This window comes from Caulobacter sp. GW821-FHT10F06 (assembly GCF_058809215.1).
The window spans coordinates 323,852-342,632 of the sequence record NZ_JBXASK010000002.1; the positions used below are offsets into that span (position 1 = coordinate 323,852).

Genomic DNA, 18,781 nt, shown 5'->3' on the forward strand with positions numbered 1-18,781 from the left:
CGCAGATGGACTCAACGAAAAACGGGAGGCTGCCAGATGAGTGCTTTGGGTCGGAGGCGAGGGGGATCGCCGCTTTTGAACGTTCTGTTCGCGACGAGCGCGGTCGCGATGATCGCATCGGCCGGAGCGGCCAGCGCCCAGACGGCGCCGGCGCCCGCCGAGCCCGCCGCCACGGCCCTGACCGAGATCGTGGTCACCGGCACGCGCATCCGCTCCACCGGCTTCACCGCGCCCACGCCGACCCAGGTCCTGGGCCAGGCCGACCTTGAGCGCGCCGCCCAGCCGAACATCTTCACCGCCATCACCCAGCTGCCGTCGCTGCAGGGATCCAGCGGCGCGACCACCGGCACCTTCAGCACATCGAGCGGCCAGCAGGGCCTGAGCTCGTTCTCGCTGCGGGGCCTGGGCACCATCCGCACCCTGACCCTGCTGGACGGCCAGCGGGTCGTGCCGGCCAACGTCACGGGCGTTCCCGACATCGGCCTGTTCCCCCAGCTGCTGGTCGAGCGGGTCGACGTGGTCACCGGCGGCGCCTCGGCGTCCTACGGCTCGGACGCGGTCGGCGGCGTCGTCAACTTCATCACCAACAAGCGGTTCGTGGGTCTGAAGACCAACATCATGACCGGCGTGACGACCTATGGCGACAACCACCAATGGCTGGCCCAGATCGCGGCCGGCCAGAACTTCATGGACGACCGCCTGCACGTGCAGGTCAGCGGCGAATACGACTGGGAGGAAGGCGTCCCGGCCGGCGGCTTCGGCGAGGACGCGCCCGGCAGCCGCGACTGGTACACGACCGCCACCCTGGTCAATCGCGGCGTCGCCAATGACGGCTCGCCGCAGTACCTCTACCGCGAGCACGCCCAAGCCTATCAGTACACCAAGTACGGCCTGATCAGCGCGGGTCCGCTGCAAGGCACGGCCTTCGATCAGGCCGGCAACCCGTTCACGTTCCAGTACGGTGGCGGCGGGGCGCCGTCCAAGGCGGCCAACGGCGCGGTCAGCGGCTGTTACACGAACGGCGGCTTCTGCGTTGGCGGCGACCTGTCCGGCAACGTCGGCATCGGCACCTCGCTGCAGTCCCGGATCAAGCGGATGAACAGCTACGGCCGCATCGGCTACGATCTGGACGACAAGAACGAGATCTACGCGACCCTGAACGTCGCCCGCGTCGAAAGCAGCAACCAACCTAATCCGGGCGCGGCCACGACCAATCTGACGATGTCGTGCTCGAACCCGTATCTTCCGGCTTCGATCGTGGCCGCCTGTGCGACCAACAACATCACGACCTTCAGCTTCGGCACCAGCAACGCCCTGCTGCCGCGCAACATCTCGGTCCATCCCACCCGGACCCAGGTCCGGGCGGTGGTCGGAGCCGACGGCCGGTTCGACGCCTTCGGCAAGGAGTGGCGCTACGACGCCTATTTCACCCACGGCCAGAATACGACGAACATCCACGTTCGCGACATCCTGCTGATGCCGCGCTATCGCGCCGCCATTCAGGCCACGACGGTCGGCGGCCAGATCGTCTGCGCCGATCCGATCGCCCGCGCCAACGGCTGCGTGCCGATCAACATCTTCGGGGGTAAGCCGCCCAGCGAAGCGGCCCTGGCCTACATCACGCCCAAGAACGGCCCGTACCAGCACTCGGTCCAGAAGCAGGACGTCTTCAGCCTGAACTTCAGCGGCGAACCCGTTTCGCTGTGGGCCGGCCCGGTGTCCCTGGCGGTCGGCGGCGAGTACCGCAAGGAGCAGTACCACGTCCAAGGCGACCCCTACGGCGACGGCAACGTGGATTCGCCCAACACCACCGACTACCCGGCCGACCCGGTCCTCACCGCGTCGGGCGCCAACTGGTTCGCGGGCAACTACCACTCCGGCGCCGGCCAGTATTCGGTGAAGGAAGCCTATGCCGAAGTGAACATCCCGCTGATCAACTCGGAGGCGGCGGGCAAGGCCAACCTCAACATGGCCGGTCGCTGGACCGACTACAGCACCTCGGGCACGGTCTACACCTGGAAGGTCGGGGCCACCTGGGACACGCCGGTCGACGGGGTCCGTCTGCGGGCCGTGACCTCGCGCGACGTCCGCGCTCCGAACCTTTCGGAACTGTACGCCGCGCCGGTCACGACGACGCTGCCGAACTTCACCAACCCGTTCACCGGCGGCGCGCTGACGGTTCTGCAGAACGTGGTGGGCAATCCCAACCTGAAGCCGGAAATCGCCAAGAACGTGACCATCGGCGCGGTGCTGTCGAACCCGCAATGGCTGCCGGGCTTCAGCGTCTCGGTCGACTGGTACAACATCGTTCTGAACGGCGGGATCTCCAGCCTGGGCGCCCAGCAGGTGGTCAATTTCTGCTTTGCGGGCCTGCAGCAGTTCTGTAGCGCCTTCAACTTCTCGCCCGCCCAGGGCACGCCGTTCGTCAACTCCCAGACGTTCAACCTGGCTTCGATCAAGACCAGCGGCTTCGACATCGAAAGCAGCTACCGCTTCGAACTGCCCAGCGTTCCTGGCCGCTTCACGGTGCGGGGCCTGGCCACCAACACCCACAAGTTTGTCACCAACCCCGGCATCCCCGGAGCCGTCGCCATCGACTCGGCCGGCCAGAACTCCGGCGCTACGCCGGACTGGAAGTTCCTGGCCATTCAATCCTGGGACAACGACAACTTCGCCTTGAGCGTCCAGGAACGCTGGTTCAGCGATGGTCGGTTCGGCGGCACGACCACCGACTATGTTCAGTGCGCGGCCGGCAGCTGCCCGGTCTCGACCGCCAGCCGGCCGACCATCGACTACAACCACATGAGCGGCGCGACCTATGTCGACGTCAGCGCCTCGTACAAGTTCGGCAAGGGTCTGCAGATCTACGGCAAGGTCGACAACCTGCTGAACCGCGATCCGACGCCGTCGCCCCAGACCAATACGGGCCTCGACGCCAACCCGGCGCTGTACGACCTGCTGGGACGCTTCTACCACGTCGGTCTGCGCTACAGCTTCTAGCGCCTCTGGCGATCCGCCGCGGTTCGGCTCAAATGCCGGAACGCGGCGGATCATCGCGTTCACACGCCGCCGTCGTGGGCGGAGGTCAAAGGTTATCCATTGAGCAGGCCAGACCGCCCCCGGGGCGCCACCATTGTCGATGTCGCGCAGCGGGCCGGCGTCTCGCGCATGACGGTGTCGCGGGTGATCCACGAGCGCGCCAAGGTGCGGGAAGAGACGCGCGAGGCGGTCCTGGCCGCGATCCGCGAGCTGAACTACGAGCCGAACCTGGCGGCCCGCAACCTAGTCATGGCGGGCGAGCTGCGGATCGGGGTGATCTATTCCAACCCCAGCGCCGCCTTCATGAGCGATTTCCTGATCGGCGTGTTCGAGGAAGCCACCAGCGCCGGCGCCCGGCTGATCCTGGTGAAGGGCGAGAACGGCCAGGCGCCGACGGTCCACGAACTGCGGGGACTGATCGCGTCCGGCGTTCACGGCGTGGTCCTGGCCCCGCCCCTGGGCGAGTCCGCCGTGGTGCTCGACATCCTGCGCGCCGCCCATCTGCCCGTCGCGGTGGTCGCCGCCGGGCGTCCGCCCAGCGACGCGATCAGCGTCCGCATCGACGACCGCCAGGCCAGCCGCGCCATGGCCCAGCATCTGCTGGATCGTGGTCACCGGCGGATCGGCTTCATCGCCGGAAATCCCAACCAGAGCGCCAGCGCCGAGCGTCTCGAAGGCGCGCGGGCGGCGATCGCGGACGTCGACGGCGCCGAACTGGTCCTGGCCCAGGGCGCCTTCACCTATGCCTCCGGCCTGCGCGCCGCCGAGCAGCTGCTCGACGCCGACGCGCCGCCCACCGCCATCTTCGCCAGCAATGACGACATGGCCGCCGCGGCCGTGTCGGTGGCCCATCGCCGGCTCCTCGACGTGCCGCGCGATCTGACCGTGGTCGGGTTCGACGACACCACCGTGGCCACTACGCTCTGGCCGCCCCTCACGACGGTCCGCCAGCCGGTCCGCCAGATGGCGGCCGTGGCCCTGGATCGGCTGATGCGCGTGCTGCGCTCCACCGAGCCGTCGCCCGAAACCTCGGCCGATTACGTCCTCGACCACGCCCTGGTCGAGCGCGAGTCCACCGCCCCGCCCAAACGCGTCTCCCCGATCGCGGGCGCGAAAACCCACGAGAGGTCCTCGCATGCCTGATCCGTCGCTGGATATGGAGCGCGCCACCGTCGGGCGGGTGACGCGGCGGCTGATGCCGCTGTTCTGCCTGATGTACCTGATCGCCTATATCGACCGGCAGAACGTCTCCTACGCCAAGCTCGACATGGTCCAGGCCCTGGGCCTCAGCGAGGCGGCCTACGGCCTGGGCGCTTCGTTGTTCTTCATAGGCTATTTCCTGTTCGAGGCCCCGTCGAACCTGATCCTGGCCCGGGTGGGCGCGCGGGTCTGGTTCGCGCGGATCATGTTCACCTGGGGCCTCGTCACGCTCGCGCTCGGCTTCACCCAGAACGCGACGATGTTCTACGTCCTGCGGTTCCTGCTTGGGGTGACGGAGGCGGGGTTCTTCCCGGGCGTGCTCTACGTCCTGACCCTCTGGTATCCGCAGGCCCATCGGGCGCGGATGGTCGGCCTGTTCATGATCGCCAGCGCCGTCGCCAACGCCGTCGGCGCGGCCCTGGGCGGACTGCTGCTGGACCTGGACGGAACCCTGGGCCTGGCCGGCTGGCAGTGGGTATTCCTGGTCACCGGCGTTCCGGCCGTGCTGCTGGCGCCCTACGTTCTGTGGCGCCTGCCGGACGGTCCGACCAAGGCCCGCTGGCTGCCCGACGCCGAGAAGGCCTGGCTGGCCAAGGTGCTGGACACCGAGCGGGGCGGGGTGGCCGACGACCATCGCGGGGCCTGGAAGGCGATCTTCGATCCGCGCGTGCTGCTGCTGGCGGGCCTCTATATCGGCATGCCGCTGGGCGCCTACGGCCTCAGCTACTGGCTGCCGACGATCGTCAAATCGTTCGGAGTCTCCAACAGCGTCAACGGCTTCATCAACGTCATTCCCTGGATGTTCGTCGCCGCCGGCCTCTGGTTCGTGCCGCGTCACGCCGCCCGCCACGGAGCCAGCGCCTGGCACATCGCCGGACCCTGCCTGCTGGGCGCCCTGGCCCTGACCCTCAGCGTCATCGTGCCGGGCGCGGCGCTGAAGTTCGCCATGCTGTGCATCGCCGCCCCGGCCATCTTCGCGGCCCAGCCGGTGTTCTGGAGCCTGCCGCCCAGCTTCCTCAGCGGCCCCCGGGCGGCGGCGGGCATCGCGGCCATCAACGCGATCGGCAATCTGGGCGGCTTCATCGCCCAGAACCTGGTGCCCCTGGTGCGCGACGCCACGGGCAGCAATCTGGCGCCAATGCTGGCCCTGGCCGCCGTGCTGCTGGTGACCAGCGTTCTGATCTTTGTCGCCATGGCCCAGCTGGAAAAGACGCGGCGAGCGCAGGGCTGAAGAAAAGTCTCGTCGCGCTTTTTCGTGTTCAGGGTTTTCGCCGCGCGCTTGTCCCAGCTAGATCAGGGCGCATGCGAACCGGCGACAGATGATTGACGATCCCAAACTGAAGGCCTGGTTCTTCCGCGAGGTCTTCCCGCTGGAGCCGGCCCTGACGCGCTACATCCGGCGCAACTGGCGCAATGACTCCGACGTCGCCGACCTGCGCCAGGAGGTCTACGCCAAGGTCTACGCCGCCGCGCGCGAACGGCTGCCGCTGCAGGCCAAGCCGTTCGTCTTCACCACGGCTCGCAACCACCTGATCAACCTGGCCAAACGCGCCCAGATCGTCTCGATCGAACATGTTGCGGATTTGGAGGCTTCGGTTGTCGCAGTCGATACCGTGACGCCCGATCGCCACCTCACGGCCCGGGACGAGTTGCGCCGCGTGCAGGCCGGGCTGGACCGGCTTCCGCCGCGCTGCCGGGAGGTCGTGATGTTGAGAAAGATCGAGGGCCTGTCCACCAAGGAGGTGGCCCTGCGCCTCAATGTCGGGTCCGACACGGTCGAGCAGCAGATGGTCCATGGCATGCGCGCCCTGGTCGATTTCATGATGGGCGGGGCGGGCAAGATCCGTCGCCCGCAAGCCAACAAGAAGGGCGCCGCCAAGGCGACCGAACTATGAGCAGCGCCGTGCAGACCGAAGAGATCGCCGCCCGTTGGCTGCTGCGCCGCGAGGAAGACGACTGGTCGGCGGACGATCAGGCGCGCCTCGACGCTTGGCTGGACGCCGCGCCCGAGCACAAGGTCGCGTTCTGGCGCCTGGAAATCGGTTGGCGAAAGGCCGACCGCCTGGCGTCCCTGCGCCGCCCGGAAGGTCCGCGTCCGGCTGGCCGTCCGGCCCTGGCGTTGTGGCGGCCTGTCGCCGCCGCCGCCTTGATCGCCGCCTGCCTGGCGGCGGCCGCGCTGATCCTGCCGGCCGCCGGCCTGTTGGGCGGTGACAGCTATGTCACCGAGATCGGCGGCCGCGCCACTGCGCCCCTGGCCGACGGCACCCGGATCGAGCTTAACACCCGGACCAAGCTTCGCGCCGCCGTGACCAGGAAGGGCAGGGAGGTCTGGCTGGATCGCGGCGAGGCCTATTTCGAGGTGGCCCACGACGCCTCGCGGCCGTTCGTGGTCCATGCGGGACCCAAGACCGTGACCGTGCTGGGCACCAAGTTCTCGGTCCGCCGCGACGGCGACCGGGTCGAGGTGGCGGTGATCGAAGGCCGCGTGCGGGTGGCCGACAGCGGTTCGGCCAGGGCCCGGCCGGCCCTGCTGACCCGCGGCGACATGGTGATCGCTGACGGAGCCAGCACCTTGCTGACCGAGACCTCGATCGAGCGGGTGACCAGTGAGCTGAGCTGGCGCCAGGGCCTGTTGTCGTTCGACCAGTCGACGCTGAGCGACGCGGCCGAGGAGTTCAATCGCTACAATCGCAAGCGGCTGGTGATCGGCGATCCGCAGGCCGGCGCCATGCGCATCGGCGGTAGTTTCGAGGCCGAGAACGTCGAGGCGTTCGTGCGGCTGCTGCAGGAGGCCTATGGCCTGAAGGTCGAGGACGACGGCGACAGCGTGAAGATTTCGAGCTGAGCTGTTACGGGTTTTCGTCGGTCCATTGTCGCAACCCCATGGGGCCGTACAAGAGCCCCATGAGGGGCATGAGTATGGTTTCGTCGAAACTTCTGAAACTGGCGCTGGCGGGTGGAGCCTGCGCCATGATCCTGGCGAGCGCCGCAGCGGCGCAGAGCCGAGACTTCAACATTCCGGCGGGCGATCTGAAGGCGGCGCTGGACGCCTACGCCAAGCAGACCGGCGCGCAGCTGGTCTATCGCACCGACGACGTGCGCGGGGCCGGCACGCCCGGCGTCCATGGCAAGCTCGATTCCGAGGCCGCGCTGCGCAAGATCCTGGGCGGCACGGGCCTGAGCGTCCGTCGCGACCGCTCGGGCGCCATCGCCATCGTGCGCGAAGGCGCCGCCACCCGCACCTCCAGCGACGGCGCGGGGGCGCCCGAGGCTTCGACGGTCGAAGAGGTGGTGGTCACCGGCTCGCGCCTGAAGACGACCGTGTTCGACGCCCCGACCCCGGTGGTCGCCGTCGATCGCGACGACATTCTCGAGCAGGGTTACATGGGCCTGGCCGAGGCGCTGGAAGACATGCCTGGCGTCGTCCAGGCCTCCAGCCTCGCCAACAACCAGACCGCCACCCAGGCCAACGGCCTCAGCACCATCAGCCTGCGGGGGCTCGGCGAAAACCGCACCCTGACGCTGATCGACGGCCACCGCACGGTGTCGAACGCCGGCAACAAGAACGCCGTCAGCCTCAGCTCCATTCCCGAATTCTTCGTCGACCGTGTGGAAGTCACCACCGGCGGCGCCTCGGCCGTCTATGGCTCGGACGCCATCGCCGGGGTGGTCAACATCATCACCGAGCAGAAGTTTCAGGGCCTGCGCGCCCGCGTGGTGGGCGGCACGACCGACGCCGGCGGCGGCGAGTCGCTGGAATATTCGGTCGGGGCCGGCAAGCGCTTCCTGGATGACCGCCTCTATGTGATGGCCGGCGCCACTTTCGACCGCCAGTTCGTGCTGAAGGCCACCGACCGCGACTTCGCGACCCAGTCGCTGATCTACGCACCGGCGACCAACACGGTGACCTCGCCGGACCTGTCGACCTACACGGCCGGCGGCCGTTTCATCAGCGGCAAGTGGTTCTACAACGACAGCGGCCTGCATCAGAACTTCGTCACCGCCACCGACGGATACGAGGACCGCACGCGCGGCACCCTGATCACGCCGCGCGACACCCTGAACGGCGCAGCCAAGTTCAGCTACGACTTCAGCGACAACCTCAAGCTCTGGGGTCAGTTCCTGTATTCGAAGGTGACGACGGACTCCTCGCGCGAGCCCTATTCAGTCAGCTATTCGACCACCTTCGGCGTCAATGACGAGTATTCGGTGGGCCGCATCTCGCGCACCCTGAACCCGTTCGCGCCAGCCGAGATCAAGGCCGCCTCGTCCAGTTCGGGCATCGACTTTCGCCGCCGTCTCGTGGAGCTGGGCGACACCTACACCCACAACGAGCGCGAGACCCTGCGCGGCTGGCTCGGCCTGGAAGGCCACGCCTTCGCCGACTGGGACTGGAAGCTGACCTACGGCTACGGCGAGTTCGACGGCCACCAGATCCGCGGCAACACCGTCAACCTGCAGCGCCTGTCCTGGGCCCTGGACGCCGAGAAGACCTCGGCCGGCGTCATCCAGTGCCGCAGCGCCGCGGCCCGCGCCGACGGTTGCGTTCCGATCAACATCTTCGGCGTCAACTCGATCACCCCCGAAGCCGCCAACTACATCCGCGCCAACGTCTGGTATCACCCGCAGAACCGCCAGGACACGATCGAGGGCTATGTCAGCGGCACGGCGTTCAACCTGCCGGCCGGCCCGGTCGAGACCGCCTTCGGCTTCGAGAGCCGTCGCGACAAGACCCACACCACGACCGACGCCCTGATCCAGAACGGTTTCGGCAGCTCGTCCTACATTCCGGAGTACTCCGGGGTGATCAAGGCCGACGAAGTGTTCGCCGAGGCCTCGCTGCCGATCTTCAAGGACGCGCCGTTCGCCTATCGCCTCAGCATCGACGGCGCCGCGCGCTTAGCCAAGTACAATCTGGACGCCGTCGACACGACGACCAGCTATCGGGCGGGCCTCCAGTGGTCGCCGGTCAAGGACCTGCGCTTCCGCTCGGAATACGCCCGCGCCCAGCGCGCGCCGGACACCAGCGAGCTCTACTCGCCGCCGCGCGACGACGCCGACACCGTGGTCGACGTCTGCAGCGGCGTGACGGCTGCGACCACGGGCGTGGTCGCCACCAACTGCCGCGCCAACCCGGCCATCGCCGCGGCGATCGCGGCCAACGCCGACCACACGTTCCGGCAGACCTCGACCTCGATCAAGGCGCCCAACGGCGGCAACGCCAACCTGCACGAGGAAACCGCCAAGACCCTGACGGTCGGCGTGGTCTACAGCCCGTCGTTCGTTCCCGGCCTGACGGCCAGCGTCGACTACTACGACATCAAGGTCGCCGACGTGATCGCTTCGCTGAGCAACTCGGCGCTGCTGCTGGGCTGCTATTCCGACCCGACCGGGACCAGCAACAGCTTCTGCTCGACCATCACCCGCGACAGCTCCGGCCAGCTGGTGAAAATCCTGAACCAGGAGCAGAACCTCAATCAGATGCGCGCGCGCGGCGTCGACGTGGCGGCCAGCTATCGCTTCGACCTGCAGAACTGGGGCGTGCCCGGCAAGTTCTCGGCCAAGCTGAACTACAGCCGCCGGCTGGAGCTGAGCACCGAGTACAATGGCATCACCAGCGTCGAGGTCTCCGAGGAAGTCGGCGAGATCGGCACGGCCAAGCACGAGGCCAAGGGCAGCCTGTCCTGGCGCGGCGAGGCCCTGAACCTGCAGTGGTCGGCCCGCTATATCGGCAAGGTCGTCGACAGCAACGAGCGCAAGGCCGCCGCCGCAGCCGCGGGCTTCACCGATCCGCTGTACCTGAACGTCGACGCCTACTGGCGCCACGACATCAGCTTCAAGTACACGCCGGACTTGCGCGATCCGAAGTTGCGGATCTTCGGCGCCGTGCAGAACGTCTTCGACGAGTACGGTCCGTTCCTGCCGGACGGCACCGACAGCGGAAACGCCTATAACTACAGCTCGATCTACGGCGTGATGGGCCGCAGCTTCACGCTGGGCGTGCAGCTGGACTTCTGACGCCGACGGTCGGCCGGAGCGGACGCTTCGGCCGACCGTCCTCTATCCTGACCCGACGATGAGGGAGATGTCCGTGGCCTTTCGGATGCGCATGCTGGCCGCCGGCCTGGGCTTGATGTTGACGGCCTCCAGCCTGGCCTTCGCCGCCTCGCCGGAGTGGGAGACCCCCGAGGCCAAGGACCGCAAGAGCTTCGCGCCCTATCTGAAGGACGAGGAGCTGGTGTTCCACGTGCTGGCCGGTCCGCCGGCCGACGGCTCGACCGTGGCGCTGGATGACGCCATGGGCATTCTGCGTCGCCAGAAAGAGACCACGCCCGAGCGCTTCAAGCTGGCCGAGGCCGACGCCGACCGGCTGTACGAGCGCTTCTCTCAGGCCTTCGGCGCGCCGCTGGAGCGGACCAGCCTGCCGTTCACGATCCGCCTGCTGAACCGTCTGGAGCGCACGGTGGGCCGGCCGGTGTTCGCGGCCAAGGACGTCTATCAGCGGGCGCGGCCCTATCAGGTGATGAAGCTGACGCGGGTGTGCGGCCGCAGCGCGCCGGATCCCGATCCGGACCAGTCCAAGCGCACCTCCTATCCATCGGGACACTCGGCCTATGGCTGGACGGCGGCCTTGGCCCTGGCCGATCTGGCGCCCGATCACGCCGAGGCGATCCTGAAGCGCGGCGTGGACTATGGCGAAAGCCGCCTGATCTGCGGCGTGCACTTCCCGTCCGACGTCGAGGCCGGCCGCCTGGTCGCCACGGCGGTCTACGAACGGGTCAAGGCCACGCCGGACTTCCAGGCCGACTTCGCCTGCGCCCAGGCCGAACTGGCCAAGGACGAGCCGAAGCTGGCGGCCTGCCGCCGACGCGTGGCCGCGCCGGCGGGCTAGGATCGACCTAGCCGCGGTAGCGCAGTCTGAAGGTCACGCGGCGCGGATCGTTGTCGTCACGAACGGCGAACCGGCGCCCAAACGCGCGTCGATCCTGCGCGCGGGCTGCTTCCCGCTCGGTCTGGCAGGCAGCAAAAAGCCCCCGACCTCGCGTGGAGATCGGGGGCTTCCTGAGGCGTTCAGACTAGAAGGTGCTGCTGATCCGCACGCCCACCGTCCGGGGACGCGGCGAGAACACCCGGATGCCGTCCAGGGATTCCACCACGCCCAGATAGGCGGCCTTGTTGGTCAGGTTGTCGGCGAACAGGCCCAGGTCCCAGGCGTCCTTCCGCACGCCCAGCTTGGCGCTGATCATGTAGTAGGCCGGCAGCTTGGTGTTGTAGGTGTTGCGGCTGTTGAACGAGGTGTGCGACGAGCCGCGATAGTTCAGGCCGGCCTGGACATAGCCGTCCATGCCGTCGGCCACTTCGTGCTCGTATTCGCCCTGCAGGTTGAACGCCCACTTGGCGCTGAGCGGCACGCGGTCACCGTCATAGCCGTAGGTGCCCGCCGCGATCACGTCGGCCGGCAGGTCCGAGGCCAGCTTGGCGTCGACATAGTTGACGCTGCCGCTGAGGCTCAGGCCGGAGATCGGCTTGAAGGTGGTGTTGACCTCGACGCCGTTCACCTCGGTCTTGCCGGCGTTGATCGTGTAGGCGAAGGCGCCGGGCGCCTGGGCCGACAACTGCTGGTCGTTCCAGTCGATGTGGTAGACGGCCGCGTCGACGAACAGCTTGCGCTCCAGCCAGTACGACTTCACGCCGGCTTCGTAGTTCCACAGGCTGTCGGGGTTGTAGGTGCCGGGGAACACCACGCCGGCCTGCTGGGCCAGGGAGGTGGCGGTGTTGACGCCGCCGATGCGGAAGCCCGAGGCGGCGCGCGCATAGACGCTGATGTCGGGCGTGGCTTTCCACAGCAGCGCGACGTTGTAGCTGGGCTTGTCGTTGCTGCCGCGGCTGTCGCCGGTCTTCGTCGGCGCCGTCACGACGCCGAAGATGTAGTCGGGATAGACCGTCTGCAGGTTGGTGATGATGTCGTGGATGTCGGCCTTGAAGTAGCGCAGGCCGACGGTCGCGGTCAGGGTGTCGGTGATCTTGTAGTCGCCTTGCGCGTAGAGGGCGTACTGGCCGACGCTGCGCTTGGTGTTGGTGCCGAATTCATACGGGCTGTTGAGGACGCCGGCGGTGCGGCCGGGCTTGCGCAGGCCCTTGGTCGTGCATTCGCTGTAGGTGTAGCAGATGGCTTCGCCGTTGATGTTGGCGACCACCGAGTTGGTTTGATAGACGCTCTGGCTGTTCTCGTAATAGCCGCCGGTGACGAGCTGGAACGGCCCGTCGAACGACGACGAGAAGCGCACTTCCGACACGAAGTCCTTGAACACCATGGTCGGCACGAACAGGGTCGAGCCGGTCAGGCCGAAGCCGTTGGCCGTGGGCGTGCTGTCCTTGGGGTTGATGACCCGCTGGTTGGTGTAGGAGGTCGAGGCGCTGATGGTGCCGAAGCCGAGGTTGTAGTCGCCGGCCAGCGAATAGAGGTTGTAGTTGTCGCGGTAGAACTCGACGGTCGGCGAGTTGTTGGCGTAGGGGCCGCGGGCCTTCAGCCACGACTGGGTGCCGTCGACGTCGACTTCCTGGTGGACCACGGTGGCGGTCAGGGTCAGGTCGTCGGTGGCGCGCAGCAGGCCGATGATCCGGCCGCCCTTCACGTGCGAGTCGTTGTTGTTCTCTTTGAGATTGCCGTTGACCGTCTGGTCGACGAAGCCGCCGCCGCTCTCGCTCCAGCCGGTGACGCGGATGCCCAGCTTGTCCTTGATGATCGGCACGTTTAGGGTCAGGTTGCCGTCATAGAAGTTGTTGCCGCTCTTGACGGTGGCGGCGCTGGCCGAGACGCGGCCGCCGAATTCGTCGAGCTCGGGCTTCTTGGTGATCACCCGCAGCGTGCCGCTCATCGAGCTGGAGCCGAACAGGGTGCCCTGCGGGCCCTTCAGCACTTCGACGTGGTCCAGGTCGAGCAGGCGCAGGCCCGGCTTGCCGTCGCCCAGGATGTTGCCGGCGACGCCGCCGACCAGCGGGGTTTCGTCCAGATAGATGCCCGAGGTGGCGCCGACGTTCGACTCGATGCCGCGGATGACCACCTTGGTCTGGGCCGCGCCGTAGCTCTGGATGTTCAGCGAGGGATCGGCCTTCGTCAGATCCTGGATCGTCTGGATGCCCTGCTTCTCGAGCGTCGCGCCCGAGAAGGCGGTAATCGCCAGAGGGGTGTTCTGCACCGACACGTCGCCGCGGCGAGTGGCGGTGACGACGATCTCGGAGAGGGCGTCGTCGGAGGCCGGCGCCGTCTGGGCCTGGGCCTGGGCGGCCAGCAGGGTCGCCAGGCTGGCCGAGGCCAGCAGCAGGGCGCTGCGGCCTGCTCGGATGGTCGGCCTTTGTGCGGCGCGAGACGATTGCGACATGATCTTGATCCCCTTGGCCCGCCGCCGTTTGGCGTACGGACATTTTGCGAAAGCGGCCGCGCGAACGACCTCAACGACATCTTTCCGTCGGCCGGCAAATGCGGCGCGGCGTCGCAGAACATTGTCTGACAAGTTGATCGTCATACAAACTTACTTTGTCTGACAAACTTACAACATCGCGGTCCGCGATTTTCGTCCCGACGCCGAAACCGTGAGCGCAGCAGGCCTCTTTTTGCTCGCGGCGTGGGCGCCGATCGCGTCTCGCCGTCGTTCCGGGTGACGCGCCGCGAGGCCTGAACCGCCAACGCCTCGCCAAAATGCGTTGATCTGTCTCAAGCGATTTTCGGGCGGCGCCCAATTGCTGTGCCTTCGTGAGGGCAGGCGCTTGAAACGGCGGCAACACCGCTTGCGCGAGGGTGTCGCGTCTTTCTAATCTTGTATTACAATCAGACGAACTTCACAGCGTGGGCTCGCACGGCCAAGCGGTCGTGAACCAGGAGGTCCCGCGTGACAGACAAGGCCGAAACCTCACGCATGGACTGGCCCAAACGGAGCCTGGCCTACTTCGCCCTGACCGTGCTGCTGATCGCCTATGTCTTTTCCTTTATCGACCGGATCATCCTGTCGATGCTGGTCGGGCCGATCAAAGCCGAGCTGGGTCTTAGTGACACGCAGATCGCCCTGGTCAACGGCCTGGCCTTCTCGATGTTCTACGCGACCATCGGCCTGCCGCTGGGCTGGCTGGTCGATCGGGTGTCGCGCAAGGGCGTCATCGCCGCCGGCATCGCCCTGTGGAGCCTGGTCACCGCGCTCTCGGGCCTGGCCAACAATTTCGCGCACCTGTTCATGGCGCGCATGGGCGTGGGCGTGGGCGAGGCGGCTTTGTCGCCGGGCGCCTATTCTATGATCGCCGACTACTTCCCGCCCAAGTCGCGCGGCCGGGCGATCGCCATCTATACGATGGGCGTCTCGCTGGGCTCGGGCCTGGCCTATCTGATCGGCGGCCTGCTGATCACCTTCGCCAACAAGCACGCGGCGGTCGACCTTCCCCTGCTGGGCGCGGTGTCGCCCTGGCGCTTCATCTTCATCGCCGTGGGCCTGCCCGGCCTGCTGGTGGCCGGCGCCATGCTGCTGGTGCCCGAGCCGCTGCGCCGCCGCTCCGACAGCGGCGTGTCCGACAACGGCGCGGCCGAGCGCTTCCTGCCGTTCCTAAATGCCAAGGCCGGCGTCGTCAGCGCCTATATCTTTGGCTACGGCATGACCAACGTGCCCTTCGCCTGCTTCCTGGCCTGGGGCCCGGCCTTCATGGGCCGCCACTATCACCTGTCGCCCAAGGAGATCGGCCTCAGCCTGGGGATGATCTTCCTGGGCCCCGCGTGCCTGGGCCAGCTGGCCGGCGCGGCCTGGACCGACTGGCGCTATTCCAAGGGGGCGACCGCGGCGGCGTTCTCGACCGGCCTGGTCTGCGCGATCTTGCTGATCCCGTTCTCGGCCCTGACCACCCTGGCCCCGACGGCGGGCTGGAGCATCTTCGGCCTGGCGGTCAGCGTGTTCCTGGTCTGCGCCTCGGTGGGGCACCAGGGCACGGTCGCCACGCTGATCTCGCCCAACCGCCTGCGCGGCCAGGTCTCGGCCCTCTACATCCTGATGCAGAACGTCATCGGCCAAGCCGTCACCATCCTGGCCGTCGCCCTGATCGGCGACTACGTGCTGCACGACGACACCCGCATCGGCGAGGCCATGGCCATCGTCAGCGTGATCGGCGCGATCCTCGGCGCGGTCGCCTTCGCTCTTGGCCGCGAGCCGCTGCGCCGCGCCATGACCGCTGTCTCAACCCAACCTGTCAGTCAGTCTTGAGGACGGCGCCCCCGCGCCCGTTCGGAAAGGATCCAGCGTGAAGTTCGGCTTTTTCAACCTGATGCCGTGGCCCGGCTATCCCGAGCCCCCGCGCGTCTACCCGACGCCCAACAAGGACTATGATCCGATCAAGGGTCAGAAGCTCTATCACGACTATATCGACCTCCTGGTCCACGCCGAGGCCTGCGGCTTCGACTGGATCGGCTGCAACGAGCATCACTTCAGCCCCTACGGTCTGATGCCCAACTGCAACCTGATCGGCTCGATTCTGACGCGCGAGACCAAGGTCTCGAAGCTGGCGATGATCGGCAACCTGTTGCCGCTGTCCAACCCCATCCGCGTGGCCGAGGAATACGCCATGCTGGACGTGATGAGCGGCGGTCGCCTGATCGCCGGCTTCATGCGCGGCGTGCCGCACGAATACATCGCCTACAACTCGCCCCCCGGCGAAAGCCGCGCCCGCCAGAAGGAAGCCGCCCAGCTGATCATCAAGTGCTGGACCGAGCCGGAGCCCTTCGGCTGGGAAGGCGAGTTCTTCCAGTTCAAGTCGGTGTCGATCTGGCCCAAGCCGATCCAGAAGCCCTATCCGACCATCCTGATGTCGGCCTCCAACGAGGAATCGGCGGTGTTCGCCGCCGAGAGCAAGGCGATCATGGCCATGGGCCTGATCTCCGACATGGCCGTGGCCCGCAACAACGTCGACATCTTCCGCGAGACGGCGCTGTCCAAAGGTTGGACGGCCACCGACGACCACGTGATGATGGGCGCCAGCACCTGCATCTGCGAGACCGACGAAGAGGCCCACGAGGTCTTCGCCTCGGCCCTGGACTACTTCCACGGCACGCTGATGAAGCCGACCTACGATGCGCTGAAGCTGGTCCTGCAGGCCGGCTACTTCAACAAGCAGAAGGCCGGCGCAAGCTATGACAGCCGCCTCGACAAGGTCGCGGCCAAGAAGACCATCCAGGAGATGATCGACGCCGGCTCGATCATCTGCGGCAGCCCCGAGACGGTCGTGAAGCAGATCAAGCGCTTCCGCGACGAGCTGGGCGCGGGCCGCCTGAACATGAGCATGCAGATCGGCGACCTGCCGATCCCCGTAGTGCGCAAGGGCATGGACCTGTTCCGCGACCGCGTCCTGCCGCACGTCCGCGACCTCTAGGAGCCTCAGCGATGTCCTTTGAACGTCATCAAGTCACGCTCTACACGGGCGAGCTGTCCTATCTCGTCGCCGGCGAGGGCGAGCCCTTGCTGTACCTGCACCCGGCCGGCGGCGCGCTGCTGACCGAGGTGGTCCAGGGGCTGGCCAAGTACCGCAAGGTCTATGTGCCCATCCTGCCGGGCTTCGACGGAACGCCGCGCCATGACGGCGTCAACACCGTCGTCGAACTGGCCCACCTGGCCGCCGAGTTCGCGGCCCTGGTGATCGGCGAGGCCCCCGACGTGATGGGCGCCTCGTTCGGCGGCTGGATCGCGCTGTGGATGGCCGTCAAGCATCCCAAGGGCGTCGGCCGCCTGGTGCTGGAGGCTCCGGCCGGCCTGCGTTTCGGCATGGACGCCTCCAGCCTGACGCCCGAGGCCGCCCGCGCCAACCTGTTCGCCTATCCGGAAAAGGCCGCCGCCTTCGCGCCCACCCGCGAGACGGCGATCGTCAACGGCCAGGCTTTCCAGACCTATATGGACGGCGTGTTCGTCGACGAGGATCTGGTCGAGGCGCTGCCGGGCATCGAGGCCCACACCCTGGTGCTGATGGGGACGCTGGACGTCACCATCCCGCCGGAGACGGGCTGGGCCCTGACGTCCAAGCTGCCGCACGTGAACCTCAGCTACATCTACGACGCGGCCCACGCGGCCCAGGTCGACCAGCCGGCGGCCTGCCTGCGGCTGATCCGGCACTTCCTCGAGAAGGGTCCGGCGTTCATCGTCGCCTCGCGCGAATACGCCTGATCTCCGATGGTCCTGCAAAGACGGCGCGGCCTTCGCGGGCCGCGCCGTTTTTCGTTTGTCTTCGAGTCTTACTCAATCAGGCGAAGCCTTTAAGCTTGTCATCCCGGCCGCAGCGCAGCGGAGAGCCGGGACCCAGGGGCAACCGCGCTGCGGCGGTCCTGGGTCCCGGATAGCCTCTGCGAGGCTTCCGGGATGACAAGTGTTATGGCTCTGATCTTATTGAAATTTGTGCGTGGCCGACGCTAGTCCTCCGCCCGCGCCGCATAGCGCCGCGCCAGCACCGCGCAGACCATCAGCTGCATCTGGTGGAACAGCATCAGCGGCACGATCATCGGCCCAACCACGGCGGTCGGGAACAGCAGACCCGCCATCGGCACGCCCGAGGCCAGGCTCTTCTTCGATCCGCAGAACACCAGGGTGATCTCGTCGGCCTTCGACAGGCCCGCTCGGCGGGCGATCAGGTTGGTGGCCAGCAGGGCGACGGCCAGGATCGCGGCGTCCAGCACCAGGATCGTCGTCAGGTCGCCGGCCCCCATCTTGCGCCACAGCCCCTCGACCACGGCGGCGCTGAAGGCGGTGTAGACCACCAGCAGGATCGAGCCGCGATCGACGAGGGTCAGCACCTTCTTGTGGCGGTCGACGAAGCCGCCGATCCACGGGCGCAGCAGGTGGCCGGCCACGAACGGCGCCAGCAGCTGCAGCAGGATCGACCACACCGCGCCCAGCATGTCGCCGCCCTGGCCCTTGGCGCCCAGCAGCACGGCGGCCAGCACCGGCGTCAGAGCCACGCCGACGATGTTCGACAGCGACGCCCCGCAGATCGCCGCCGGCACATTGCCGCGCGCGATGGCGGTGAAGGCGATCGACGACTGCACCGTCGAGGGCAGGATGCACAGATAGAGCAGGCCCGCCGCGATGGTCGGGTTCAGCAGGCCGGCGGGAACGATCCGGAACGTCAGGCCGATCAGCGGGAACAGCACGAAGGTCGAGGCCAGCACCATCAGGTGCAGCCGCCAATGGCCGATCCCGGCCAGCACCGCCTCGCGCGACAGCTTGGCGCCATGCAGGAAGAACAGCAGGGCGATGGCGATGTCGGTGACGCCGTCCATGACCTTGGCCGCCAGGCCCTGACAGGGCAGCAGCGAGGCCAGGATCACCGTGCCGACCAGGCACTGGGTGAAGGTGTCCGGCCGCAGCCGGGCGAGGGAGGACAGGGCTTTGGACAAGGGCCGCTCCGGGCTTGCCGCCGGTCGCCACGGGCGCGCGGGCGGTGATGAATTGTGCAGCCTTGTCATACGATCCGCACGACGAGGGTCAATCGTCCGGCGCGTGATTCTTGTCATACAATCATATTG

Annotated in this window: 12 protein-coding genes; 10 read left to right on the top strand and 2 right to left on the bottom strand. The window is 67.3% G+C overall.

The genetic code is table 11. The features are described from left to right. Window positions 1-36: 36 nt before the first annotated feature. From AC1RUS_RS04735 to AC1RUS_RS04765, 7 genes are all read left to right on the top strand, one after another. The gene (locus AC1RUS_RS04735) at window positions 37-3,000 is read left to right on the top strand and encodes a TonB-dependent receptor plug domain-containing protein (protein ID WP_492913544.1); all 2,964 of its coding nucleotides are present in this window, start codon (window positions 37-39) and stop codon (window positions 2,998-3,000) included. A gap of 99 nt (window positions 3,001-3,099) precedes the next feature. Beyond that, window positions 3,100-4,182: a LacI family DNA-binding transcriptional regulator gene (locus tag AC1RUS_RS04740; protein ID WP_492913546.1), complete on the top strand. Its 1,083-nt coding sequence runs from the start codon at window positions 3,100-3,102 to the stop codon at window positions 4,180-4,182. Beyond that, window positions 4,175-5,470, top strand: a complete 1,296-nt coding sequence (locus AC1RUS_RS04745) for an MFS transporter (protein WP_492913548.1) — start codon at window positions 4,175-4,177, stop codon at window positions 5,468-5,470. The genes AC1RUS_RS04740 and AC1RUS_RS04745 overlap by 8 nt, the downstream gene beginning before the upstream one ends. A gap of 88 nt (window positions 5,471-5,558) precedes the next feature. After that, window positions 5,559-6,134, top strand: a complete 576-nt coding sequence (locus AC1RUS_RS04750) for an RNA polymerase sigma factor (RefSeq protein ID WP_492913550.1) — start codon at window positions 5,559-5,561, stop codon at window positions 6,132-6,134. Next, the gene (locus tag AC1RUS_RS04755) at window positions 6,131-7,084 is read left to right on the top strand and encodes a FecR family protein (RefSeq protein WP_492913552.1); all 954 of its coding nucleotides are present in this window, start codon (window positions 6,131-6,133) and stop codon (window positions 7,082-7,084) included. The genes AC1RUS_RS04750 and AC1RUS_RS04755 overlap by 4 nt, the downstream gene beginning before the upstream one ends. A 68-nt stretch (window positions 7,085-7,152) precedes the next feature. Continuing rightward, window positions 7,153-10,257: a TonB-dependent receptor gene (locus AC1RUS_RS04760; RefSeq protein ID WP_492913554.1), complete on the top strand. Its 3,105-nt coding sequence runs from the start codon at window positions 7,153-7,155 to the stop codon at window positions 10,255-10,257. A gap of 73 nt (window positions 10,258-10,330) precedes the next feature. Continuing rightward, entirely contained in the window at window positions 10,331-11,131 is an 801-nt protein-coding gene (locus AC1RUS_RS04765) for an acid phosphatase (RefSeq protein WP_492913556.1), read from the top strand. A 184-nt stretch (window positions 11,132-11,315) separates the two neighbouring features. Here the strand turns inward: AC1RUS_RS04765 and AC1RUS_RS04770 are convergent, their stop codons facing one another. After that, window positions 11,316-13,622: a TonB-dependent receptor gene (locus tag AC1RUS_RS04770; protein ID WP_492913558.1), complete on the bottom strand. Its 2,307-nt coding sequence runs from the start codon at window positions 13,620-13,622 to the stop codon at window positions 11,316-11,318. Between the two features lie 507 nt (window positions 13,623-14,129). Between AC1RUS_RS04770 and AC1RUS_RS04775 the strand changes: the two genes are divergently transcribed. The 3 genes from AC1RUS_RS04775 to AC1RUS_RS04785 are packed head-to-tail and all read left to right on the top strand — an operon-like array spanning window position 14,130 to window position 17,426. Continuing rightward, window positions 14,130-15,479, top strand: coding sequence for an MFS transporter (locus AC1RUS_RS04775; RefSeq protein WP_492913560.1), 1,350 nt, complete (start codon window positions 14,130-14,132; stop codon window positions 15,477-15,479). A gap of 37 nt (window positions 15,480-15,516) precedes the next feature. Next, a complete protein-coding gene (locus tag AC1RUS_RS04780) occupies window positions 15,517-16,641 on the top strand; it encodes an LLM class flavin-dependent oxidoreductase (protein WP_492913562.1) in 1,125 nt (374 codons plus the stop codon). An 11-nt stretch (window positions 16,642-16,652) separates the two neighbouring features. Further along, the gene (locus tag AC1RUS_RS04785; protein ID WP_492913564.1) at window positions 16,653-17,426 is read left to right on the top strand and encodes an alpha/beta fold hydrolase; all 774 of its coding nucleotides are present in this window, start codon (window positions 16,653-16,655) and stop codon (window positions 17,424-17,426) included. A 242-nt stretch (window positions 17,427-17,668) separates the two neighbouring features. On the opposite strand, the gene AC1RUS_RS04790 is transcribed toward AC1RUS_RS04785, so the two are convergent. Continuing rightward, entirely contained in the window at window positions 17,669-18,652 is a 984-nt protein-coding gene (locus AC1RUS_RS04790) for a bile acid:sodium symporter family protein (protein ID WP_492913566.1), read from the bottom strand. Window positions 18,653-18,781: the final 129 nt, after the last annotated feature.